21 protein-coding genes are annotated in these 21,666 nt (G+C 69.2%); 12 read left to right on the top strand and 9 right to left on the bottom strand.

Features of this window, described 5'->3' with window-relative positions:
• The first annotated feature begins 80 nt into the window (after positions 1-80).
• From GKS42_RS02495 to kduI, 5 genes are all read left to right on the top strand, one after another.
• Positions 81-1,142 carry a TRAP transporter substrate-binding protein gene (locus GKS42_RS02495; RefSeq protein WP_154792408.1) on the top strand — a complete coding sequence of 354 codons (1,062 nt, stop codon included), beginning with the start codon at positions 81-83 and terminating at the stop codon, positions 1,140-1,142.
• Positions 1,143-1,235: 93 nt separating this feature from the next.
• Positions 1,236-1,778: a TRAP transporter small permease gene (locus GKS42_RS02490; protein WP_154792407.1), complete on the top strand. Its 543-nt coding sequence runs from the start codon at positions 1,236-1,238 to the stop codon at positions 1,776-1,778.
• Position 1,779: 1 nt separating this feature from the next.
• Positions 1,780-3,087, top strand: coding sequence for a TRAP transporter large permease (locus tag GKS42_RS02485; RefSeq protein WP_154792406.1), 1,308 nt, complete (start codon positions 1,780-1,782; stop codon positions 3,085-3,087).
• Positions 3,088-3,103: 16 nt separating this feature from the next.
• Positions 3,104-4,084: a C-terminal binding protein gene (locus tag GKS42_RS02480; protein ID WP_154792405.1), complete on the top strand. Its 981-nt coding sequence runs from the start codon at positions 3,104-3,106 to the stop codon at positions 4,082-4,084.
• A gap of 59 nt (positions 4,085-4,143) precedes the next feature.
• Positions 4,144-4,974, top strand: coding sequence for a 5-dehydro-4-deoxy-D-glucuronate isomerase (kduI, locus tag GKS42_RS02475; RefSeq protein ID WP_154792404.1), 831 nt, complete (start codon positions 4,144-4,146; stop codon positions 4,972-4,974).
• A gap of 117 nt (positions 4,975-5,091) precedes the next feature.
• Here kduI and GKS42_RS02470 read toward each other — a convergent pair whose 3' ends face one another.
• Positions 5,092-5,679: a TetR/AcrR family transcriptional regulator gene (locus GKS42_RS02470; RefSeq protein ID WP_154792403.1), complete on the bottom strand. Its 588-nt coding sequence runs from the start codon at positions 5,677-5,679 to the stop codon at positions 5,092-5,094.
• Positions 5,680-5,746: 67 nt separating this feature from the next.
• Between GKS42_RS02470 and GKS42_RS02465 the strand changes: the two genes are divergently transcribed.
• Positions 5,747-6,526 carry an ABC transporter ATP-binding protein gene (locus GKS42_RS02465; protein WP_154792402.1) on the top strand — a complete coding sequence of 260 codons (780 nt, stop codon included), beginning with the start codon at positions 5,747-5,749 and terminating at the stop codon, positions 6,524-6,526.
• Positions 6,523-7,848 (top strand): FtsX-like permease family protein, encoded by a 1,326-nt coding sequence (locus GKS42_RS02460; RefSeq protein WP_154792401.1) that lies wholly within the window; start codon positions 6,523-6,525, stop codon positions 7,846-7,848. Before GKS42_RS02465 ends, GKS42_RS02460 begins: the two co-directional genes overlap by 4 nt.
• Before the next feature lie 11 nt (positions 7,849-7,859).
• Here GKS42_RS02460 and GKS42_RS02455 read toward each other — a convergent pair whose 3' ends face one another.
• Positions 7,860-8,876 carry an adenosine deaminase gene (locus GKS42_RS02455; RefSeq protein WP_154792400.1) on the bottom strand — a complete coding sequence of 339 codons (1,017 nt, stop codon included), beginning with the start codon at positions 8,874-8,876 and terminating at the stop codon, positions 7,860-7,862.
• 185 nt (positions 8,877-9,061) lie between these two features.
• Positions 9,062-10,024: an AraC family transcriptional regulator gene (locus GKS42_RS02450; RefSeq protein WP_154792399.1), complete on the bottom strand. Its 963-nt coding sequence runs from the start codon at positions 10,022-10,024 to the stop codon at positions 9,062-9,064.
• Positions 10,025-10,106: 82 nt separating this feature from the next.
• On the opposite strand from GKS42_RS02450, the gene GKS42_RS02445 reads away from it, so the two are divergent.
• Together GKS42_RS02445 and GKS42_RS02440 are read left to right on the top strand one after the other, a co-directional pair.
• The gene (locus GKS42_RS02445) at positions 10,107-10,958 is read left to right on the top strand and encodes an NAD(P)H-binding protein (RefSeq protein ID WP_210769294.1); all 852 of its coding nucleotides are present in this window, start codon (positions 10,107-10,109) and stop codon (positions 10,956-10,958) included.
• A complete protein-coding gene (locus GKS42_RS02440) occupies positions 10,958-11,434 on the top strand; it encodes an anthrone oxygenase family protein (protein ID WP_154796500.1) in 477 nt (158 codons plus the stop codon). Before GKS42_RS02445 ends, GKS42_RS02440 begins: the two co-directional genes overlap by 1 nt.
• Positions 11,435-11,444: 10 nt before the next feature.
• Here GKS42_RS02440 and GKS42_RS02435 read toward each other — a convergent pair whose 3' ends face one another.
• The 6 genes from GKS42_RS02435 to GKS42_RS02410 all read right to left on the bottom strand — a co-directional run bounded on the left by GKS42_RS02435 (position 11,445) and on the right by GKS42_RS02410 (position 17,770).
• Positions 11,445-12,494, bottom strand: a complete 1,050-nt coding sequence (locus GKS42_RS02435; RefSeq protein WP_154792397.1) for a mandelate racemase/muconate lactonizing enzyme family protein — start codon at positions 12,492-12,494, stop codon at positions 11,445-11,447.
• A gap of 2 nt (positions 12,495-12,496) precedes the next feature.
• Complete coding sequence (locus GKS42_RS02430; protein ID WP_168217722.1) at positions 12,497-13,792, bottom strand: extracellular solute-binding protein; 1,296 nt, start codon at positions 13,790-13,792, stop codon at positions 12,497-12,499.
• A 138-nt stretch (positions 13,793-13,930) separates the two neighbouring features.
• A complete protein-coding gene (locus tag GKS42_RS02425) occupies positions 13,931-15,013 on the bottom strand; it encodes a mandelate racemase/muconate lactonizing enzyme family protein (RefSeq protein ID WP_154792395.1) in 1,083 nt (360 codons plus the stop codon).
• 11 nt (positions 15,014-15,024) lie between these two features.
• Positions 15,025-15,813 carry a carbohydrate ABC transporter permease gene (locus GKS42_RS02420; protein ID WP_197522357.1) on the bottom strand — a complete coding sequence of 263 codons (789 nt, stop codon included), beginning with the start codon at positions 15,811-15,813 and terminating at the stop codon, positions 15,025-15,027.
• Positions 15,814-15,934: 121 nt separating this feature from the next.
• Entirely contained in the window at positions 15,935-16,873 is a 939-nt protein-coding gene (locus GKS42_RS02415; protein WP_210769293.1) for a carbohydrate ABC transporter permease, read from the bottom strand.
• Between the two features lie 126 nt (positions 16,874-16,999).
• A complete protein-coding gene (locus tag GKS42_RS02410) occupies positions 17,000-17,770 on the bottom strand; it encodes an IclR family transcriptional regulator (RefSeq protein WP_154792393.1) in 771 nt (256 codons plus the stop codon).
• A 57-nt stretch (positions 17,771-17,827) separates the two neighbouring features.
• On the opposite strand from GKS42_RS02410, the gene GKS42_RS02405 reads away from it, so the two are divergent.
• The 3 genes from GKS42_RS02405 to GKS42_RS02395 are packed head-to-tail and all read left to right on the top strand — an operon-like array spanning position 17,828 to position 21,533.
• Positions 17,828-18,868, top strand: coding sequence for an Ldh family oxidoreductase (locus GKS42_RS02405; RefSeq protein ID WP_154792392.1), 1,041 nt, complete (start codon positions 17,828-17,830; stop codon positions 18,866-18,868).
• Positions 18,865-20,088: an iron-containing alcohol dehydrogenase gene (locus GKS42_RS02400; protein ID WP_154792391.1), complete on the top strand. Its 1,224-nt coding sequence runs from the start codon at positions 18,865-18,867 to the stop codon at positions 20,086-20,088. The genes GKS42_RS02405 and GKS42_RS02400 overlap by 4 nt, the downstream gene beginning before the upstream one ends.
• A gap of 14 nt (positions 20,089-20,102) precedes the next feature.
• Complete coding sequence (locus GKS42_RS02395; protein WP_154792390.1) at positions 20,103-21,533, top strand: NAD-dependent succinate-semialdehyde dehydrogenase; 1,431 nt, start codon at positions 20,103-20,105, stop codon at positions 21,531-21,533.
• Positions 21,534-21,666: the final 133 nt, after the last annotated feature.

The raw sequence follows: 21,666 nt of genomic DNA, 5'->3' as shown, positions 1-21,666 counted from the left end.
ACGATGATCGCGGAGCCGAGGGGCGGCCGCCGGCCGTCCGCACTACATTCGGTGATATCCCCCGGACGAAGAGGTCTGTAATGACACGCAAGAAGGTCCTCGCGACCGCAGCAGCTGCCCTGACCATCACCCTCGGCCTCGCCGCGTGCGGCTCCGGCGGTGGTATCGACGGTGGCGACGGAGACGACATCGACGTGACGAGCGCGGACACGGTCTGGCGGCTCGCGTTCAACCAGACCGAGGAGCACCCCCAGTACCTCGCCGCGGTCGAACTAGGTGAGGCACTCTACGAGGCCACCGACGGCCGCTACGGCATCGAGGTGTACGCCAACGAGCTCCTCGGCACCCAGGCGGACGTCGTGAACAACGTCTCCGAGGGCAGTGTCGAGATGATGTACATCGGCGGCCCGGTGATGGAGTCCTTCAACGAGGACTTCATCGTCTTCAACCTGCCGTACATGTTCGCCTCCCAGGAGGCCCAGGCCGGCGTGTTCGCCGACACCGAGGTCACCGGCGACCTGTTCGCCTCGATCGAGGAGTCCAAGGGCATCACGGTCCTGGCCGCCCTGTTCGCCGGGGTCCGCAACGTGTACAACGCGGAGCGTCCGGTCGTGGAGCCCGAGGACCTGGACGGCCTGAAGCTTCGTGTGCAGCAGTCCGACTCCCAGGTGCGGATGATCGAGCTGATGGGCGGGGTCGCTTCCCCGATGGGCCAGGGCGAGGTCTACACCGCGCTCCAGTCCGGCGTGCTCGACGGCGCCGAGAACAACGAGACGGTCTACAACGCCCTCAATCACGACGAGGTCGCGGAATACTACTCCTACACCCGTCACCTCATGATCCCGGACTACCTGCTCATGAACACCGACATCCTCGCGGACATGAGCGACGAGGACCGCGAGGCCTTCCAGGCGCTCATCCCGGATCTGGTGGAGAGCGCCAACACCGGCTTCCTCGAGTTCATCGACGAGTCGATCGCCGCCTCCGAGGAGGCCGGCGCGCAGTTCAACGATGACGTCAACATCGAGGCCTTCCGTGAGCGGGTCACCCCGCTGGTCGAGGAGTCCATCAACAACCCGGTGCGACAGGACCTCTTCGACGCGGTCCAGCAGTACAACGAGCAGTTCCCCGCCGGGAGCTGACCAGGCACTGACCCGAGTGGGGGTGCGGGCGACTTCGGCCGCACTCCCATTCGGCTGTTCAAGACACCTGAAGCACAAGAAATCGGAGCAGCGATGAAGGTCATCGACGGGTTCCACAAGGGGTTGAACGCGTTCCTACGCTGGTTCTGCATCATCCTCTTCGTGGTCATGGTCGGCCTGGTGATTGCCCAGGTGGTCGTCCGGTTCCTGGGGATCTCACTCCCCTGGACCGAGGTGAGCGCAAGGATCGTGTTCATCTGGCAGGGCATCATCGGCGCCGCCTACGTGATCGGCGAGAAGGAGGACGTCGCCATCGACTGGCTCGTCAACAAGCTGCCGGTCAAGGCGGTCAAGGGTGTCTCGATCCTGGCCCACGCGATCGTGGCCTTCTTCGCGGTCTGGATCATGATCTGGGGCGGGATGCGCAACGTCCTGGCCGGCTGGGAGGACCACGTGCAGCTGATGCCGGTCACCCAGGGTCAGACGTTCCTGGTGCTCCCGATCGCCGGTGCGCTGATCGTCATCTACAGCATCCTGCACACCATCGACATCGTCCGGGCCTCGGACGAGCAGATCACTCACCACGACGAGCCGGAAGACGTGGACATCAGCAAGATCGCGGAAGAGGGGATCTGACATGAACGACGCACTCATGGTCACTCTCATCATGGTGATCGGCATGTTCGGCCTGATGGCCCTCGGTGTCTCCGTCTCGGTCGCCATCGGACTTCCCGCCTCGATCTGCCTGGTGCTGCTCCAGGGCAACGAACAGGGCATCTACACGAGCGCCCAGAAGATCTACAACGGCATCGACTCGTTCGCGTTGCTCGCGATCCCCCTCTTCGTGCTGGCCGGTGCCATCATGAACAACGGCGGCATAGCCACAAGACTCATCGATCTGGCCAGAGCGATGACGGGGCGGATGCCCGGCTCGCTCATGCAGACCAACGTCGTCGCGAACATGCTGTTCGGTTCGATCTCCGGCTCCGCCCTCGCGGGCGCGGCCGCCGTCGGATCCTCGATGGCGCCGCAGCAGCGCAAGGACGGCCACGACATGCACTGGGCGGCCGCCGCGAACGTGGCCTCGGCCCCCTCCGGCATGCTGATCCCGCCGTCCAACACCCTGATCGTGTACGCCCTGGTCTCCCAGGCGTCCGTCGGCGCACTGTTCGTCGCCGGGTACATCCCCGGCATCCTCTGGGGTCTGTCCTGTGCCGTGATCATCTGGCTCTATGCCCGCAAGAAGCCGGAGCTGCGCGGGAAGGGTTTCCCGACGTTCCGCGTGTTCCTGACGATCCTCTGGCGGGCACTGCCGTCCCTGTCCATGGTGCTCATCGTCATCGGTGGGATCATCTTCGGGTTCTTCACCCCCACCGAGGGCGCCGCGGTCTCCGTGGTGGTCTCCGCGGCCCTGGCGATGATCTACCGGGCGGTCAAGATCAAGGACTTCCCCAAGATCCTGCTGCAGTCCACCCGGACCTCCTCGGTGGTCATCTTCCTGATCGGGCTCTCCTCGATCATGTCCTTCGCGATGACCTACTCCCGGGTGCCGCAGCTGATCGGGGAGTGGATGACGCAGATCACCGACTCCAAGATCGTGTTCCTGCTCATCATGATGGTCATCCTGCTGATCATCGGGATCCCCCTGGACGCCACCCCGGCGGTGCTGATCTTCACGCCGATCTTCCTGCCGATCGCGGTGGAGGCGTACGGGATCAGCCCGATCCACTTCGGCATCATGCTCGTGTTCAACATGTGCATCGCGGTGATATCTCCACCATCGGCACCGGTCCTGTTCGTCGGCGCCAAGGTGGCCGAGGTGAAGGTCGAGCGGGTCTTCAAGCCGCTGCTCTGGTTCTACGTGTCGCTGATCGTGATGCTCCTGGTCATCCAGTTCGTGCCGGCACTGTCCCTGTGGCTACCCGGACTGTTCGGCCTCATCTAACGGAAAGGAAGCACCGATGCGCATCGTCGTCACCGACTGCGACCACGCCACCCTGGAGATCGAACGCGACGTCGTCGCGGCCGCCGGGGGTGAGTTCACGCTCAACCAGACCAACGCACCGGCGGATGTCATCGCCGGCGCGCAGGGGGCCGACGGCCTGATCGTGCAGTACGCCAAGATCACCCGCGAGGTCCTCGAGGCGCTGCCGGACGTCAAGGTGATCAGCCGCTACGGCGTCGGCGTGGACACGGTCGACATCGAGGCAGCCACGGAACTCGGCGTGGCCGTCTGCAACGTGCCCGACTACGGCACCGAGGCGGTCTCCGACCACGCGATCGCGCTCATCCTGGGCACCATCCGCGGTCTGGTGAACCTCGACCGGGGCATCCGACGCGGCGAGCACGACCTCGGCCCCGCCCTGCCGATCCGGCAGTTCTCGAACCAGACGGTCGGCGTCCTCGGGTGCGGCCGGATCGGGTCCGCGACGGCCCGCAAGGCCGCCGCGCTCGGGTTCACGGTGCTCGTCCACGACGTGCTGTTCAGCCCCGGGGAGGTCCGCCCGGAGGGCTGGCTCGCAGTCTCGCGTGAGCAGTTGCTCGCAGAGTCCGATGTCATCACGGTGCACACGCCGCTCGACGCCGCGAGCCTGCACCTGCTCGACGGCGCTGCGTTCTCGGCGATGAAGCCGGGCGCGGTCCTGGTCAACACCGCGCGCGGCGGCGTGGTGGACTCCGCGGCGCTCGTCGCGGCACTGGAGTCCGGACGCCTGCACGCGGCCGGGATCGACGTGCTGGAGGAGGAGCCGATCGGGGCCGAGCACCCGCTGACCCGGTTCGACAACGTGATCCTCACCCCGCACGCCGCCTTCTACACCGAGGAGTCCTACTCCGAATTGAAGCGCCGCACGGCCGAGAACGCCGTCGACGTCGTGGCGGGCAAGCGCCCCCGCAACATCCTCAACCCCGAGGTTCTTCAGACCGGCCGCGCCGCCCGCTGACCGGTCAGCCGTTCCCGGCGGCGCACCGCCGTCGAGCCACATGAAAGCAGGCTCCTGAAGTGGACATCCGTTACGCCACCTCGCCCACCGAGATTCCCTCGCTCGACACCGACGCGCTCCGCCGCCGGTTCCTCGTCGAGGACCTCTTCCAGCCGGGGGAGGTGAGCGTGACGTACTCCCACCACGACCGCGTGGTCCTGGTCGGCGCGATGCCGACGGACCGGCCGATCGGCCTGGTCGCGCCGGCAGAACTGCGCGCCGAGCACTTCCTCGTTCGGCGCGAGATCGGCATCGTGAACGTCGGTGCCTCCGGCACCGTGACGGTCGACGGCGCAGCGTACGAACTCGGTCACGGCGCCTGCCTGTACGTGGGCCGGGGCGCCGAGCACGTGACGTTCGCGTCGTCCGACACCGCGACACCGGCCCGGTTCTACGGGTTCTCCGCGCCCGCGCACACGACCTACCCGACCACCCTGGTCCGCGCCGGCGAGGGCAACGTGCGCGAACTCGGCGAGCAGCGCACCTCGAACCGGCGCACCCTGAACCAGTACATCCATGCCGACGGCGTGCGGTCCTGCCAGGTGGTGATGGGCGTGACCACCCTGCACGAGGGCAGCATGTGGAACACCATGCCGGCGCACACCCACGACCGGCGCATGGAGGCCTACCTCTACTTCGACCTCCCCGAGGACGCGCGGGTGCTGCACCTCATGGGTGAGCCCACCGAGAGCCGCCACATCGTGATCGCCAACGAACAGGCAGTCATCTCCCCGAGTTGGTCGGTGCACTCCGGTGTCGGCACCAGCGCCTACTCGTTCGTGTGGGCGATGGCCGGGGAGAACCAGTCCTTCGACGACATGGACCACGTGCAGGTCACCGAGCTCCGCTGAGCCCGACCCGCACAGAAGCACTCCGCTCGGCCCCGGCGCTTGTCGCCGGGGCCGTCGGCGTCTGGTGCGCGGTCCCCGGGCCCTGCATCGGCGATGCAGCGCAAGCGGTCCCTCGCCTCACGGGGCGGGGTGCACGCCCGAGTCCGTCGCTACGATCTCGGCTGCGGTCGGGGCGTGGTCAGGATCGGTCAGGAGCTGCAGGGCCAGCCCGACGAGCAGCGAGTAGTAGTGCGACCCCACCGCACGCCGCCGGGCGGGATCGCTGTCCTTGCCAAGACCGGCGAACGCCAGGGCGAGCGCAGTGCGGGACGCAGCCTGGCCGTCGGCGTTCATCTGCCGGATCTCAGGATCGTGCTGGACGAATGAGACCGACTCGAAGTTCACGAACCACAGTTGCTCGTTCGAACGGATCGACCCGATCACGCGATTCCAGAGCTCGACGACCCCGCGTTCGTCCGGAGGCGTACCGGACGGCGACTCCCGGGTCGGATCCACGCCGAGCGCTTCGAACAGAAGCGCCCCCCACTCCCTGTTGAGCTCGAACAGCGCCTGGTTCAGAAGCCGGTCCTTCGACCGGAAGTGGTAGTTGATCGAGGCCTGGTTGGCGCCGCTCTCCTCGACGAGATCGCGCACGGTCGTCGCCGCGTAGCCCTTTCTGAGCAGGCAGTTGCGCGCCGCCAGGAGGAGGTTGTCGCGATGGCCCATGGGACGTACTCTATCTCTCGGCAATGTAAACGTTCGTTTCAAACGACCATTCACACCGGAGGATGGCATGACTGCCCCAGCACTCGAAACCGTTGCGCTCAGCACCACGGCGCTCAGCTGCACGTACGAGACCGGCGGGGCGCCGATCCGGGCGCTGCGCGACGTCGATCTGGCCATCAGGAGCGGCAGCTTCACGGCGGTCATGGGCCCGTCCGGGTCGGGAAAGACGACGTTGATGCACTGCGCGGCCGGCCTTCAGAAGCCGACCTCCGGATCCGTGCAGCTCGGCGGTTCCGAGGTCACGACCCTCGACGAGAAGGCTCTCGCGCGGCTGCGCAGGGTCGCGATCGGGTTCGTCTTCCAGTCCTTCAACCTGCTTCCCGCCCTGACGGTCACCGAGAACGTCGAACTCCCCTTGCGGCTCGAGGGACGCCGCCCCGACCGGGCCGCCACCGAGCGTCTGCTGGCCCGCGTCGGGCTCGGGGAACGGGCCTCGCATCGCCCGCCCCAGCTCTCCGGCGGGCAGCAGCAGCGCGTCGCGATCGCCAGGGCGCTGATCGCGAGGCCGGCGGTCGTCTTCGCCGACGAGCCCACCGGCGCGCTCGACCTCCGGAGCGCCCGTGAGGTACTCACCGTGCTCCGCGAGCTCGCCGATGCGGGGCAGACGATCATCATGGTCACGCACGACCCGGCCGCGGCGGCCTACTCCGACGAGGTGCTGTTCCTCGCCGACGGGCGCATCGTGGACCGGTTGCCCGACCCCACCAGCCGCGACGTCGCCGTGCGCATGTCGAGCCTGCTGGACCTGGCCGAGCGCTCGAACGCGATCACCGGAGCGTCGCTGTGATCCGGCTCGCGCTGCTGTCGATCGCACGCCATCGGGCCGGCGCCGCCGCGACCGCCATGGTCGTGCTCGTGGGGGTCATGCTCCTGTCCGGCATGGCCGGCGTGATGGCGACCGGACTGGCCGCGAGCACACGGGTCGAGGATCGGGCGTTCCTCGTGCAGTTCCCGGTCATCCTCGGGAGCTGGATCCTCGGGATCGTCGTCTTCGCCGTCATCTCGACGGTCGGCGTGGCACTCGGCGGGCGAACGGAGGAGGTCCGAGGTCTCCGGCTCATCGGCGCCACACCGGGCCAGGTCCGCCGGATGGTCTCCGTCGAGACCCTGGTGATCGCGGCAGTCGCCGCGGTGCCAGGCATCCTGCTCGGGTACGCCTTCGGTGCCGTCATCGTCACCGCGACCGCGGCGAGCGGCGTGATCTCGGGTGCCGCCACGTTCGCCCCCGGGGCGCTCGCCCCGGTGCTGGCCGGCGTGGTCGTCATCGTGGCCGCCACCGTCGGCGCGTTCGTGGGCAGCCGCGAGGCGGCGGGCCGGAGCCCGATCGGCGAACCGACCGCCGCGAAGCGCTCACGGGCCGCCCGGCCACGTCGAATCGTTGCCGTCATCCTGACCGTCGTCGGCCTCGGGTCGTCCCTGACGGCGCTCGCCATGGACCCGGCATCGGTCTACGCGACCGCGGCGACCGGCCCGGGTTGTGTGCTCGTCGCGGTCGGTGCGGCCCTCCTGGCGCCCGAGCTGCTGCGGCTCGCGGACCGCACACTGATCGTCGTGCTGCGACGGCGCGGCGGCGCGGAGACCCGCCTCGCCGCCACCAACCTGCGCGTCGCGCCCGAGCGCATCCGGCCCGCGGTCACGTTCCTGACCCTGTTCGTGGGCGTCGCCGCAGGCACGTTGAGCATGCAATCGATCGAGAACCAGGCGAGCCGCGCCGGTGACGGCATCGGCCAGTTGATGGCCGCCATCAACTACCTCGTCGTGCTGCTGATCGCCGCGTTCATGTCGATCGCACTCGTCAACAACCTGATCGCGTCGATCCGGCAGCGGCGCAGCGAGCTGGCCGTGCTGTCGTCGGTCGGCGCCACCACCGGCCAGGCGACCCGCATGCTCGTCACCGAGACCGCCGTGGCCGCGATCGTCGCCGTCGTCGTCGGCACGGTCGGCTCGATCGCCGTGGTTGTTCCCTTCGCGATCCTCAAGACGGGCACGGCGGCCGCTGCGGTGCAGGTCCTTCCCCTGGTCGCGGTGGTCATCGCCGCCGCGGGCATCACCCTGTTCACCACCGTCGTCTCCGGAGGGCAGACGGCTCGCGCCGCCCGCGTCGCGTGACGACGGGACCGCTAGCGCGCCGCGGTTCGCCAGTCCTCGACCTCGGCGAGCAGCGCGTCCCGCCGGTCGCCGTCGAGGAAGGATGCCCGGAACGAGTTCGCCGCGAGCGCCGCCAACTCGTCGTCGGTCAGCTTGTGGACCTCCCGCACCGCATGCAGGTTGTCGTCCACGTAGCCACCGAAGTAGGCCGGATCGTCGGAGTTGATCGTCACGATCACCCCGGCCTCGAGCAGCCGCCGCAGCGGGTGCGCGGCGAGCGAGGGCACCGCCCGCAGCCGCACGTTGGACAGCGGGCACACGGTCAGCGGGATCTTCTCGGCGGCAAGCCTCGCCACGAGTGCCGGGTCGTCGAGGCACCGGATCCCGTGGTCGATCCGCTCGACGCCGAGGTCGTCGAGCGCGCCGGCGATGTACGACGGCGGCCCCTCCTCCCCCGCGTGCGCCACCAGGTGCAGGCCGGCCCCGCGGGCGCGGTCGTAGACCGCGGTGAAGCCCGACGGCGGGTTCCCCACCTCGGCGGAGTCGAGGCCGATGCCGATGATCGGCGCGTCCATCGCGAGCAGCTCCTCGAGGACCTCGAGGGCCTCACTCGCCGGCCGGTCCCGGAGGAACGCGGCGATCAGACCGGTGGAGATCCCGAACTCGGCCTCGCTCGTGTGCAGCACGGAGGCGATGCCCCCGACGCTCGCCGCCAGCGGCACCCCCCGGGCCAGGTGCGCCTGCGGGTCGAACATGATCTCCGCGTGCCGCACCCCGGCCGCCCGCGCTCGGGTCAGGTAGGCGCGCGTCATCTCCGCGAAGTCGGCCGGCGTGCGCAGCACCGCCATGTTCTCGTAGTAGAGGTCCAGGAAGGACTGCAGGTCGGTGAACGCATACCGGGACCGCAACGCACCGACATCCGGATCCGGCAGGTCCACCCCGTTGCGCTCCGCGAGCGCGAACACCAGGTCCGGCTCGAGAGTGCCCTCGATGTGCAGGTGCAGCTCGGCGCAGGGAGGCGTGGGCAGCCACGCCGGAGAGTCGCTCATCTGCCGCATCCTCTCACCGGGTGCGAGGCCGACGCCCAGGTATCCGTCCCCGGGCCCAGCAGCGCCGCCGGAACCACGTCCGATCAGGTCCGCCGACCGTCGGGCAGCACCTGCGCGCTTCCGCGGAAGCGCTCGCGTGAGCGCCCGCGGCGCCCGACGGCGGCAGCCGAGTTCCGCCGTCGGGCTCAGTCGGCCCCGACGGCCGCGAGCGCGGCGCCGCTCCGGTGCCGTTGCGGGCTCACTCCGCGGACCCGCTTGAACGCGGAGCTGAACGCGAACGAGCTCCCGTAGCCGACCCGCCGGGAGACCGAAGCCACGGTGGCGTCCGGCTCGCGGAGCAGGTCCGCCGCCATGGTCAGCCGCCAGTCGGTGAGGTAGGCCATCGGCGCCTGCCCGACGAGCTGGGTGAACCGGCGGGCGAACGCGGCCCGGGAGACGCCGCACTCGGCAGCCAGCCCGGCGACGGTCCAGGGGTGGCCGGGGTTGTTGTGGAGCAGGCGCAGGGCGTGCCCGACCATCGGGTCGGCGCTCGCGGAGTACCAGGCGGGCGGCTGCGCCTCCGGCCGGCTCAACCAGTTCCGCAGCACCGCGATCAGGAGCAGGTCGAGCATCCGGTCGAGCACCACGTCCTGACCGACGTCGTCCTTGACGATCTCCTCACGGATGAGCCGGACCAGCGTGGTGGGTGCGCCCGGATCTCCGGCCGGGATGACGATCACGGTGGGCAGCACGTCGAGCAGCCGCCGGCTCACCTCGCCCTCCACGCCGTAGGCCCCGGTGATGACCTCGGTCGGGGCGTCGGCGTCGTTGCCCCAGGTGCGCACACCGAGGTACATCTCCTCCTCGAGGGAGCGACCGTCGGGTGCGGTGCAGTGCTGGCCCGGGTTGATGTAGACCCCGATCGGCGCGTCCGGCGGCTCCGCCACGGTGTACGGGTCCGGGCCACGCACGAGGGCCACGTCGCCCGCGGTCAACCGGACCGGCTCACCCGCGTCCGGACGGATCCACGTGGTCCCCTTGGTCATCACCACGACGGTGAGCGGTGCCTCGTCCCGGATCCGGATCGCCCACGGCGGCACCATCAGCGAGCGCATCAGGAACGCGCCGCGCGCACGAGGGCCGTCGAGGAGTCCGGTGAGTGCATCCATGACCCCAGTGTGTAGACGCCCACGTATGAAATCAAGAGCCTGAACTATGGATCGTCTCACGCGCGCCCTGTTGAGTGGGGACATGACAACCACCACGAACGACTTGACCCTCGTCCTCGGCGGCACCGGCAAGACCGGCAGCCGAGTGGCCAAGCGACTCACCGCCGTCGGGCATCCCGTTCGCCTCGGCTCCCGATCGGCCGAGCCGCCGTTCGACTGGGAGGACCCGTCCACCTGGGCCGACGCCCTCGATGGCGTGAGCGCCGTCTACATCGCCTACGTGCCCGACCTGGCCTTGCCCGGCGCCGACGACGTGATCGGTGCGTTCGCCGAGCAGGCCGTCGCCGCCGGCGTGCGCCGCCTGGTGCTGCTCTCCGGCCGCGGGGAGACCGCGGCCGAGCACGCCGAACAGCGCGTGCGCGCCTCTGGCGCCGACTGGACCGTGCTGCGCGCAAGCTGGTTCAACCAGAACTTCAGCGAGAGCTTCCTGCTGCCGGCCGTGCTCAGCGGCGTGTTCGCGGCACCCGGGCCGGGCGAGCCGGAACCGTTCACCGACGTCGAGGACATCGCCGAGGTGGCCGCGACCGTGCTCACCGAGGACGGCCACGCCGGCCGGGTGTACGAGCTCTCCGGCCCGCGCTCGCTCACCTTCGCGGACGCGATGGCCGAGATCTCGGCCGCGAGCGGCCTCGAGGTGCGCCACCAGGAGATCCCGGCCGAGGAGTTCCGCGCCGGGCTCACGGCCGAGGGCACCCCGCCCGAGCTGGTGGACCTGTTCATGTACCTGTTCACCGAGGTCCTCGACGGGCGCAACTCGATCCCGGCCGACGGTGTCCAGCAGGTCCTCGGACGCCCGGCCCGGGACTTCTCCGACTGGGCGCGCGAGGCTGCCGCGAGCGGCGCGTGGGTCAGCGTACCCGCGCCGGTGCGCTGATGTTCGCCACCCTCAGCCTCGCCGCGGCCACGGTCGCGATGGGCCTCGCGGCGGGGCTGTTCTACACGTTCTCCGTGGCCGTGATGCCCGGGGTGGCGCGCGCGCGTGACGCGGCGTTCGTCGAGGTGATGCACCACATCAACACCGCGATCCTGAACCCGCGGTTCGCGCTCGCGTTCGGCGGGGCGATCGTGCTGTCCGTCCTCGCGCTGATCGCGCACCTGGTCGGCGACGCCTCCTCCGCCGCCGTGCCGTGGATCGGCGCCGCCGTGGCGTGCTACCTGGCCTGCCTGATCATCACCGGCCGCGCGAACATCCCGCTGAACAACGCCATCGACCGGGCCGGCCCCACCCCGGCCGACCCGGCCGGGGTGCGAGCCGCGTTCGAGGCGCGGTGGTCCCGGTGGAACGACGTGCGCACTGCCACGTCGACGGCGGCGCTCGCCTGCCTGGTCGTCGCTCTGGTGGTCGGTTGACCGGTATCGCTCAGTGCGCGCTCCAGGAGGACAGGCCGGGTTCGGTGGGCAGCGGGTAGCAGCCGTCGGTCAGGGTGACCGATCCGTCCGCCGGCAGCAGCCCGCTCTCGACGTAGATCGTGTTCGGCAGCGCCGCGAGGACGTGGATGTGCGCACCGCCGCCGTGCGAGGCGTACGGGATGCCGAACCCGGCCGCCATCAGTCCGATCTCGTAGCAGTCGGTGAGCCCGCCGGCCCGGCGCAGGTCCGGTTGGACCACGCCGACGCCGCCACCGACGAACAGGTCCCGGAACTGTTCCTGCCCGTAGCGGTTCTCCCCGGTGGCGATCGGGATGTCCAGCTTCTCGGCCAGCCGGATGTGCGCCGCCGTGTCCGCGGCTCGTAGCGGTTCCTCGAACCACCGGCAGCCGAGGTCGGAGTACGCGCGCCCACGCCGGATCGCCTCGGCGAGGTCGAACGCCTGGTTGGCGTCGACCATCAGCGGGACCCCGTCGCCGATCACCGCGCGGACCGCACCGATCCGTTCGAGATCCTCGGCCAGAGGGCCACCGCCCACCTTCATCTTCACGCCCTGGAAGCCCTGTTCCATGGCCCGGGCGCAGACGTCCTGCAGCTGCGGAACGTCCAGCTCGAGCCACCCCACCATCGCGTAGGTGGGGATCGCCGTCCGGTTGGCACCCAGCAGTTTCCAGACCGGCACCCCGAGCGACTTGCCGAGCAGGTCCCAGAGGGCCTGATCGATCGCGGAGATGCCGAAGGTCGACAGGCCCGCCGTGCCCTGGTAGTCGGTCAGGGTCCTGAGCAGGTCGCGGATGTGCCGGATCATGGTGGCGTCCTGGCCGATGATCGCCGGGCCGAGCTGCTCGGTGATCAGGGCGCCGAGCAGCGCGGGCGAGCTGGCGACGCGACCGAAATAGGTGCTGCTGGTGCCGCTGACGCCGGCGTCCGTCTCGACCGTCACGTCGCAGCGGCCGTTGCGGTCCAGCAGCTGGATCGCGTCCCGGATCGCGTGCTGCTTGGGCTCGGAGGTGACCTCGACGGTGACTCTGGTGATCTTCATGCTCAACCCTGCCCGGCCAGGATCGCCTCGACCTCGGCCCGGATCCCACCGAGCGCGTCGGCGGCGGTCTGGCGGCCGCTCCAGATCTCGTCGAGGACGGGCCGGTAGACCGTGCGCGCCCGCTCGATGTACAGACCGAAGTTCTCGTTGACGGCGTTCGCCAGGGCCTGGCTGACCATCGCGAGGTTCTGGGGTGCCTGATCGTCGGCGACGAACAGGTCGGCGGAGGCGGTGGCCACGGGTACGAAACCGCGCGACTCGGCGAAGAGCTCGGCGGCCTCAGGGCCGACGCAGTACTTCAGGAAGTCCCAGGCGGCATCGGGATCCGGCGACTCGGACGGCACGGCCAGGACCGTCATGGTGTTCACGGTCTGCCGGGTCACCTGCTGCGGCGGCGGGAAGATGTCCCAGTTCACCTCCGCGTTCTCGCGGAGGTAGGGGATCGAGCTGGTCAGCCCGAGGAGCATCGCGACCTGCCCGGTCCCGAACAGGGACTGGGCCCAGTTCGGAGTGGACTTCCCGGTGCTGACCGTGCCGAAGTCCGGGTGGACGCCGTGCACGAGCGCAAGGTCGGCGGCCCACTGCAGCGCGTCCGTGCTGCCCTCGTCGGCGAGCGTGAACGTCTGGGCGTCCTCGGAGTAGATGCCGGTCGTGCCGTTGTTGACGGGCCAGACGGTCTCCAGGGCGGTGTCGTGGAAGAGCAGCGCGCCCCAGCGTTCGCCGCCCGGCTTGGTGAGCTTCGTGGCTGCGTCGAGGAAGTCGTCCCAGGTCCACCCGTCGGCGTCCCAGTCAGTCGGCGGGAGCGGCACGCCCGCCTCCTCGAAGGCGTCCACGTTGCAGTAGATGATCCCCGGGTTCGTCAGGATCGGCCAGGCCGCGTGCGCGCCGTCGGCCTGCTTGGCGAAGTTGAACGCCACCGGGTAGAAGTCGTCCGCGTCGATCGAGTCCTGCTCGAGATAGGGGGTGAGATCGAGCAGTGAGCCCTCGCTGTAGTACGCCTGCACGAAGTCGTCGTTGATGCGGATGACGTCCGGGTGGGCGCCCGACGAGAGCACGGTGCGAAGCTTCGTCTCGTAGTCGCCGCCGCCCGGCACCGACTGCACGTCGATCTCCCGGGAGGCCTGTTCCGCCCAGTTCTGGGCGACCTGGTACAGCGGGGTGTCGGAGGTGGCGTCCCAGCTCATGAAGGCGAAGGTCCCGCCCGACCCGGAGTCGGAGCCGGAGCCGCCGCCCCCACAGCCGGCGAGTGGGCCACCGATGAGCGCGGCGCCGGAGGCCACTCCCAGGGTCTTGAGCAACGATCGTCGTGAGACCTGATCTACCGCCATTGGTTCGTCCTGTCCTTGTGTGCTGAGCCGTGCTGATGAGCCGGCCGAGGAGTCGGGCCGGTGAGCCGGAGTCGCCGTGATGCGGCGCTCCGAATGAAGGACGCGCCGTCAGTTGCTGCGCAACCGCGCCACCGCGTCCTCGTCGAGTTCGACCCCGAGACCGGGCAGGTCCCACGGGGTGATGACGCCATCGACCGGGACGAGGGGGTTGGTCCAGATCGGGACGTCGTCGAGCACCGGGTTGTGCTCGATGTTGTACTCCTGCGGGTACACGCACGAAGGCGTGCTCACCCACAGGTGCGCGTGTGCCGAGGTGCCGATCGTCTGCTGGGTGTTGTGCACCGTGATCGGCTTCGTGTGGACGTCCGCGAGTACGGCGATCTTGCGGAACTCGGTGATGCCGCCGCACTTGATGACGTCGGGTTGCAGGATGTCGACCCGGCCCTGGGTGATCAGGTCGCGGAACTGCCAGCTCGTGTACTCCTGCTCGCCCGCCGCGATGGGGATGTCGACGGCGTCCGCCAGCCGGGCGTAGGCGGCGTAGTCGTGCGCGGCGAGTGGTTCCTCGAAGTGCCAGACGCCGTACGCCTCGAGTTCACGCGCGATCCGGATCGCGGTGTGCTCGTAGTAGGCGTTGTTGACGTCGACGAGGATCGGGAAGTCGTCACCGACCGCGGCGCGGACCGCCGCGACGGTGTCGATCGTCTGGTCGAAGCCGTCGTCATGCATCCACGGGGTCGAGGAGTGGATCTTGTAGCCGTGATAGCCCTGCTCCTGGAACGACACCGCCCGCTCGGCCTCCTCCTGCGGGCTCATGCTGCGCGACATCGAGCTCGCGTAGACCTTCATGCCGGTGCGGTACTTGCCACCGGTGAGCGCGTAGACGGGTAGGTTCGCGGCCTTGCCGAGCAGATCCCAGAGCGCGATGTCGATGCCGGCGATGGCCTCGAGCTGGGCGCCCATCGGTCCGAGCTTGTAGGGCTTGGTGTACATCCGGCGCCAGAGCCGCTCGATGTCCCCTGGGTCCTCACCCACGAGCAGCGGCGCCAGGGCATGCTCGACGATCGCGTGCGTGACCGCCGCCTTCATCGGGCTGATCTCGCCGATCCCGATGAGCCCTTCGTCGGTGTGGACCTTCACGATATGGAACTGCTCGAGCAGGATGATGGACTCGACCTGTGTGATGCGCATGAAACGGCGACCTAACCTTTCAGACCTGACATGGTGATGCCCTGAACGAAATACCGTTGGGCGAGGAAGAAGAGGATGAGCGGCGGAATGATCGTGAGGGTGGCCGCCGCCATCATGAGATTCGTCTGGGTGAAGAACTCTCCCTGGAAGAGCACGAGTGCGATGGGCATGGTCTGCAGCCGGGTGGAGTTCAGGAAGATCAACGGCCCGAACAGGTCGTTCCAGGACGCCATGAAGGTCAGGGCACCGACGGCGGCCAGGGCGGGCTTGACCTGGGGCAGCATGATCCGCCAGAACGTCCCGAACACGGACGCCCCGTCCAGCTTCGCCGCCTCCTCCAGTTCCCTCGGCACGCCACGGAACGACTGCCGCAGCAGGAATGTCCCGAACACCGGCGTCAGCACATTGGGGACCCAGAGCGGGAAGTGCGTGTCGATCCAGCCGATCTCCCGGAAGAGCATGTATTGCGGGATCAGGTACACCATGCTCGGAATCATCGCCGTCGCCAACAACAATGCGAACGCGACGTTCTTTCCCACGAAGTTCAGGCGTGCGAACCCGTACCCGGCCAGCGATGCGAAGAACAGCAGTCCGGTCACGTTGAGCGCCGCAAGCTTCACGCTGTTCAGGAAGAACGGCAGGAGGCCGTCCGCGGCAGCTGCATAGTTCTCCCACTGGAAGACGGACGGGATGAACGTGGGCGGCGAGGCGAGCACCTCGTTCTCCGGCTTCAGGGACGCGCTCACCATCCACAGCAGCGGCATCGCGAAGACGCCCGCCAGGACGATCAGCGTGATCATGACCGCGGTCCGCCGTCCGATGCCGCGCGGGCGACGCCGTCGGGCGGGTGCTGCCCGAGGACCCTCGACTCCGTCGGCGGAGCTCACCACACGTCCCTGTGGCGCTCGGGCCACGACGCGTTCAGCTGTCATAGTGCACCCACCGCTTCTCCATCTTCCATTGGAAGACGGTCACGAGGCCGACGATCAGGAACAGCACCCAGCCCATCGCCGAGGCATAGCCGAGACGCCCCTGCGCGAAAGCCACCTGATAGATCTCGAAGATCAGGACCGACGTCGCGTTGTTCGGCCCGCCGGACGTCATCACGTAGATGATGCCGAAGACCTGGAACGACGAGATGAACTGCATGATGGTCAGGAAGAAGATGCTCGGGGTCAGCAGCGGGAAGGTGACCCGCCAGAATCGAAGCCAGTTGGAGGCGCCGTCGACGGTCGCGGCCTCCAGGAGCGACTTGTCGATGGATTGCAGCCCGGCGAGCAGGATCACCATCGGGTAGCCGACGCCCTGCCACAGCGCCACGATGATCACCGCGATCAGGGCCGTGCTGGGGTCGGAGAGCCACGCCGGACCAGTGATCCCGACTCCGCGCAGGGTCGAGTTGATCAGGCCGTTGTTCGGCTCGTACAGCCAGAACCAGACGAACCCGATGGCCACGACATTGGTGATCGCCGGGGAGTAGTAGAGCGTCCGGAACACGCCGACACCGCGGATCCGCTGATTGCACAGAACGGCCAGCGCGAGTCCGATCGCGATCGAGAGGACAACCATCGCGATGGTGAAGATCGCCGTGTTCAGCAGCGTCGAGTAGAAGCGGGCGTCGGTCGTGAACAACGCGACGAAGTTCCCGAGACCGAGGAAGTCCGGCTCGTTCAGCCCGGTCCAGTTCGTCATCGAGACGCCGAGTGAGGCGATGACCGGGACGATCTGGAACGCGAGCACTCCGAAGATCACCGGGCCGACGAACATCCAGCCCGCGAGATTCTGGCGCCGCGGCTTCTCCTTGCGGCTCCTGGCCGGCGCGACATCCGGCGCGGATGCCGAGACCTGCGTGTTCGCCACTGGCTCTCATCTCCCTCGAGAGGTCCGCGGCCGGGGGGGTACGACCGTCGGACATCGGGCTACGTCCTCGTCCCGATGGGCTCCGACGATCGCGCGGAAGGCGAGGGGCATCAAGCGGTCGTCCCGCTATGCCGGACGACCGGGCCTCGATCCCAGCACGCGGGAGATCGCCATCGCCGTCATCCGCACCGCGGATGCGTAGCGTTGGGCCTGGGACAACGCGGTCGCACCGGTCACCGAGATCGCTCCGACCAGGTGGTTGCCCATCCCGAAGATCGGTGCTGCCACACAGAACAGGCCGGGCTGCGACTCCTCGACGTCGTAGGCGACCTTGGTCTCCCGCACCCGCGCCAGCTCTCGCCGCAGCGCGGTGGGGTCGGTGATCGTCTTGGGCGAGAGCCTCGTCAGGGGTGCGCTCAACACCGACTCCACGAAGTCGTGGTCGCTGAAACCGAGGATCGCCTTGCCGAGGCCGGTGCAGTGCAGCGGCAGCCGGCCCCCGAGGCGCGAGTGCGGGACCAACAGGTCACGGCGGGAGATCTTCTCGAGGTAGATGATCTCGTGCTTGTCCCGGACGGCGAGGTTGCAGGTCAGGCCGGTCACCTCGTTGAGGTTGTGCGCATACGGGAGCGCCACCTCGCGCAGCGTCCGCTGGGCGGGCACCAGGTGCCCGAGCTCGAACATGCGCACCCCGAGCCGGTATCCGTTCCGGCCACGCTCGAGGGCGCCCCATTCCACGAGATCGGTCACCAGGCGATGGGCCGTGGACTTCGGGATCCCCGACGTCCGGGCCATCTCGCTGATGCTGATCTCGAAGTCGGTCACCGAGAAGAGGTTGAGCAGGGACAAGCCCTTGATGAGCGAAGAGCTTGCGTCCTGCTGTTCGGGACGGGTCATAGCCGCTTCCTTCCGTGATGGTCATCATCGGTCCAGACGTGACCGAGGAGGATACCTATGACGACGAACAGCGTCGGCACCGACGTGGCCGTGAGCGCAGATCGTCTGCACGACGCCGTGGTCCAGATCCTTGTGGGTGAGGGTGCCACCTTCGCCGACGCCGCTCAACAGGCGGACGTGCTCGTCGAGGGCGACCTCCGCGGCCACCCCTCGCACGGGGTGCGGCGGCTCGCCGTGCTGGTCGGCCGCATGCGCAACGGGCTCATCCGGACCGGAGTCGCGCCACGCACGACGTGGATCAGCGACGCGTTCCTGAGCGTCGACGGCGAGCGCGGCTTCGGTCCCGTGGTGGCGGGGGTGGCCATCGAGGCGATCACCCGACGGGCCGCCGAGAGCGGCGTCGCCCTGGCCGCGGTGCACAACGCCAATCACATGGGCATGCTCGCCCCGTACGTGGAACGCATCGCCGCGGCCGGCCAGATCGGCATCGCCCTGACGACCAGCGAAGCGCTCGTCCACCCCTGGGGCAGCGCACGGCCGATGGTCGGCACCAACCCGGTGGGCATCGCGGTGCCGACCGAGAGCGAGCCGCTCGTCCTCGACATGTCGACGGCGGCGGTCTCGATGGGCAAGGTCCTCGACCACGCCGCCACCTCGCGGCCGATCCCACTCGGCTGGGCGGTCGATCGTCACGGCAGGCCGGTCACCGATCCCGCCGAGGTGTCCGACGGGGCCCTCTCGCCGTTCGGTGGCCCGAAGGGATACGCCCTCGGGATCGCCCTGGAGGTCCTCGTGGGCACGGTCACCGGGACGGCGTTCGGCCCTCGGAAGCAGGGCACGCTGGACGTCGAACACATCGCCACGAAGGGCGACATCTTCGTCGCGATCTCACTCGACCGCATCGGCCGGCTCCCCCATCTCAGCCTCGTGGAGGCCTACCTCCATGACGTCCGCGCCAGCGGGACCGGCCCGGACCCGGTCACGGTGCCGGGCGACCGGGCGAGGGCGACCCGGGCCGAGCGGCTGGCCAACGGCATCCCGGTCAACCCCCAGGTCTGGCGAGAGGTCGAACAACTCCTCGAGGAGCACGGCGCATGAGCCACACCCGGACACACTCCGACGGGTTCGGGCTGCTCCGGCTGCCGACCCGGATCCACTTCGGGAACGGCGCCGCGTCGTCGATCGCGCCGCTCGCGCGAGAGCTGGGCGGGCGGGTGTTCGTGTGCTGCGATCCGTTCCTGGCCGAGACGCCGCAGTTCGAACGGACCTGCGAGGAACTACGGGACTCCGGAGCGGTCCTGCAGGTCTGGACCGAGGTGGAGCCCGAGCTCCCGGTCGACTCGGTGCAACGTGCCGCGGACGCGGCCTCGGCCTGGGGTCCCGACCTGGTCATCGGTTTCGGGGGTGGAAGCGCGCTGGATCTGGCGAAGCTGGTGGCGCTGCTGCGCAGTCACGGGGGTCGGCTCAGTGACTACTACGGCGAGAACGCGGTCCCGGGACCCATCACCCCGGTGATCGCCGTGCCGACCACGGCGGGCACGGGGTCGGAGGTGACCCCGGTGGCCGTGGTCTCCGATCCGAGCCGGGACCTCAAGGTCGGGATCTCGAGCCCGCACCTGATCCCGCGGTTCGCCGTCGTCGACCCGACCCTGACCCACGGTGCACCGGCCTCGGTCACCGCACACGCCGGCGTCGACGCGTTCGTGCACGCGATCGAGTCCTACACGGCGGCGGTCAGGACTCCCGAGTGGCCCGACCAGCTTCCTGTGTTCGTGGGTCGGAACCGACTGGCGGGCCTGCTCGCCGAGGAGGCGATCACCGTCATCGCGGCGAACCTGGTCCGCGCGGTCACCGACCCCGATGATGGCGCCGCACGGACCGAGATGGCCTACGGCAGCCTGCTGGCCGGGATGGCCTTCGGGAGTGCCGGAACCCACCTGTCGCACGCGATCCAGTACCCGATCGGGGCCCTCACCAAGACCCCGCACGGCCTCGGCACCGGCCTGCTCCTGCCGTATGTGCTGCGTGGGTGCCGACCGGACATCGACCCCGCGCTGCGCCGGATAGGCACGCTCCTCGGCGTCGCCGAATCCGGCTCCGACCCGGCTCTCGATGCGATCCGCCGGATCGAGCAGATCGTCGCCGACATCGGGATCCCGGCGAGCCTCGCCGAACTCGGAGTCCGTGCCCAGGACCTTCCGGACATCTCGGCACGAGCGGCGGGCATCAGCAGGCTCGCGGGGAACGTGGCGGCTGCCAGGCCGATCGAACGGATCCCCGGAATAGTCACCGCCGCCTGGCGCGGCGACCACACCTGAGCGGGAGAGCACCCATGACCTACCTGAACGATCTCTTCATCGACGGTGTGTGGCGGCCCGGGTCGGAGGACCGCCGCTTCTCCGTCGTCGACCCGGCCGACGGCACCGAGCTGACCACGTTCGCGGTTGCCACCACCGGCGACTGCCTCGACGCCGTCGCCGCCGCGGAGCGCGCGCTCCCGGCGTGGTCCGCCACGCCGCCACGCGAACGATCGGAACTGCTGCGGCGCTGCTACGAGCTCCTGGCGGCGGAGGAGCAGACGATGACCGACATCATCGTCAGCGAGAACGGCAAGGCCCACGCCGACGCGCTCGCCGAAGCACGCTACGCGCGGGAGTTCTTCCGCTGGTTCGCCGAGGAGGCCGTCCGCATCGGTGGCGACTTCCGGTTGTCACCGGCCGGGGACAAGCGCATCACCGTCACCCGCCAGCCGATCGGCGTCAGCGTCCTGATCACCCCGTGGAACTTCCCGGCGGCGATGGCCACCCGGAAGATCGCGCCGGCCCTCGCCGCCGGCTGCACGGTGGTGCTGAAGCCCGCCTCCGAGACACCGCTGACCGCGGCCTACGTGATCGGCGTCCTCGAGCGGGCAGGCGTGCCGTCGGGCGTCGTCAACCTGGTGACCCCCGCGCCCACCGCTCCGGCCGTACGCGCGATGCTGCACCATCCGGCCGTGCGCAAGCTCTCCTTCACCGGTTCGACCGAGGTGGGCCGGCTGCTTCTGCACGAGGCGGCCGACAACGTGATCAGCTCGGCCATGGAACTCGGTGGGAACGCACCGTTCGTCGTGCTCGAGGGGGCCGACGTCGCGGACTCCGTGGCCGGGGCGATGGTCGCGAAGATGCGCAACGGCGGCTCCGCCTGCACGGCAGCGAACCGGTTCTACGTGCACACCAGCGTGCTCGAGGAGTTCTCGACCGAACTGACGGCGGCCATGTCCCGCGTCCGGACGGGGCCGGGTCGCGACCCGGAGAACGACCTGGGCGCCCTGGTCTCGGTGACCGAGCGGGACAAGGTCGCCGCGTTGGTCGACACCGCCGTCGACGGCGGAGCCCGAGTCGTGCTCGGCGGCGCCACCGCCAGCGGTGTCGGTGCTTTCTACCCGCCGACGGTCCTGGCCGATGTCACCCACGGCAGCGAGATCACCCGCACCGAGATCTTCGGCCCGGTGATCACGCTGATCGGCTTCGACGACCCGGCCGACGCGATCCGGATGGCCAACGACACCATCTACGGGCTGATCGCCTACGTCTACGGCCCACCCGGTGACGCCATGACGATCGCGCTCGCCATCGACGCCGGCATGATCGGCGTGAACCGTGCCGTGCTCAGCGACCCCGCCGCACCGTTCGGTGGCATGAAGCAGTCCGGCCTCGGGCGCGAGGGCAGCGCCGAGGGGATCGAGGAGTTCCTCGAGGAGAAGTACATCGGGTCGCCCGTCTGAACTCGCGTCCCCGGGCCGCGCGCACCCGCGGGGACGGACTTCGTCGCCTCGACCGAGGGGCCGTCCGGAGTTGTCCTTGCCCTGACGCGCTCGGCGATGTCCGCCGCGTGGAGGTCGGGCGAGCCGAGTCGCT

The sequence above is a fragment of the Occultella kanbiaonis genome (assembly GCF_009708215.1).
In the GTDB taxonomy this organism is placed as follows: domain Bacteria; phylum Actinomycetota; class Actinomycetes; order Actinomycetales; family Beutenbergiaceae; genus Occultella; species Occultella kanbiaonis.
The sequence above is the reverse complement of the archived record's forward strand: the minus strand, read 5'-3'. Positions and strand labels throughout refer to the sequence as shown.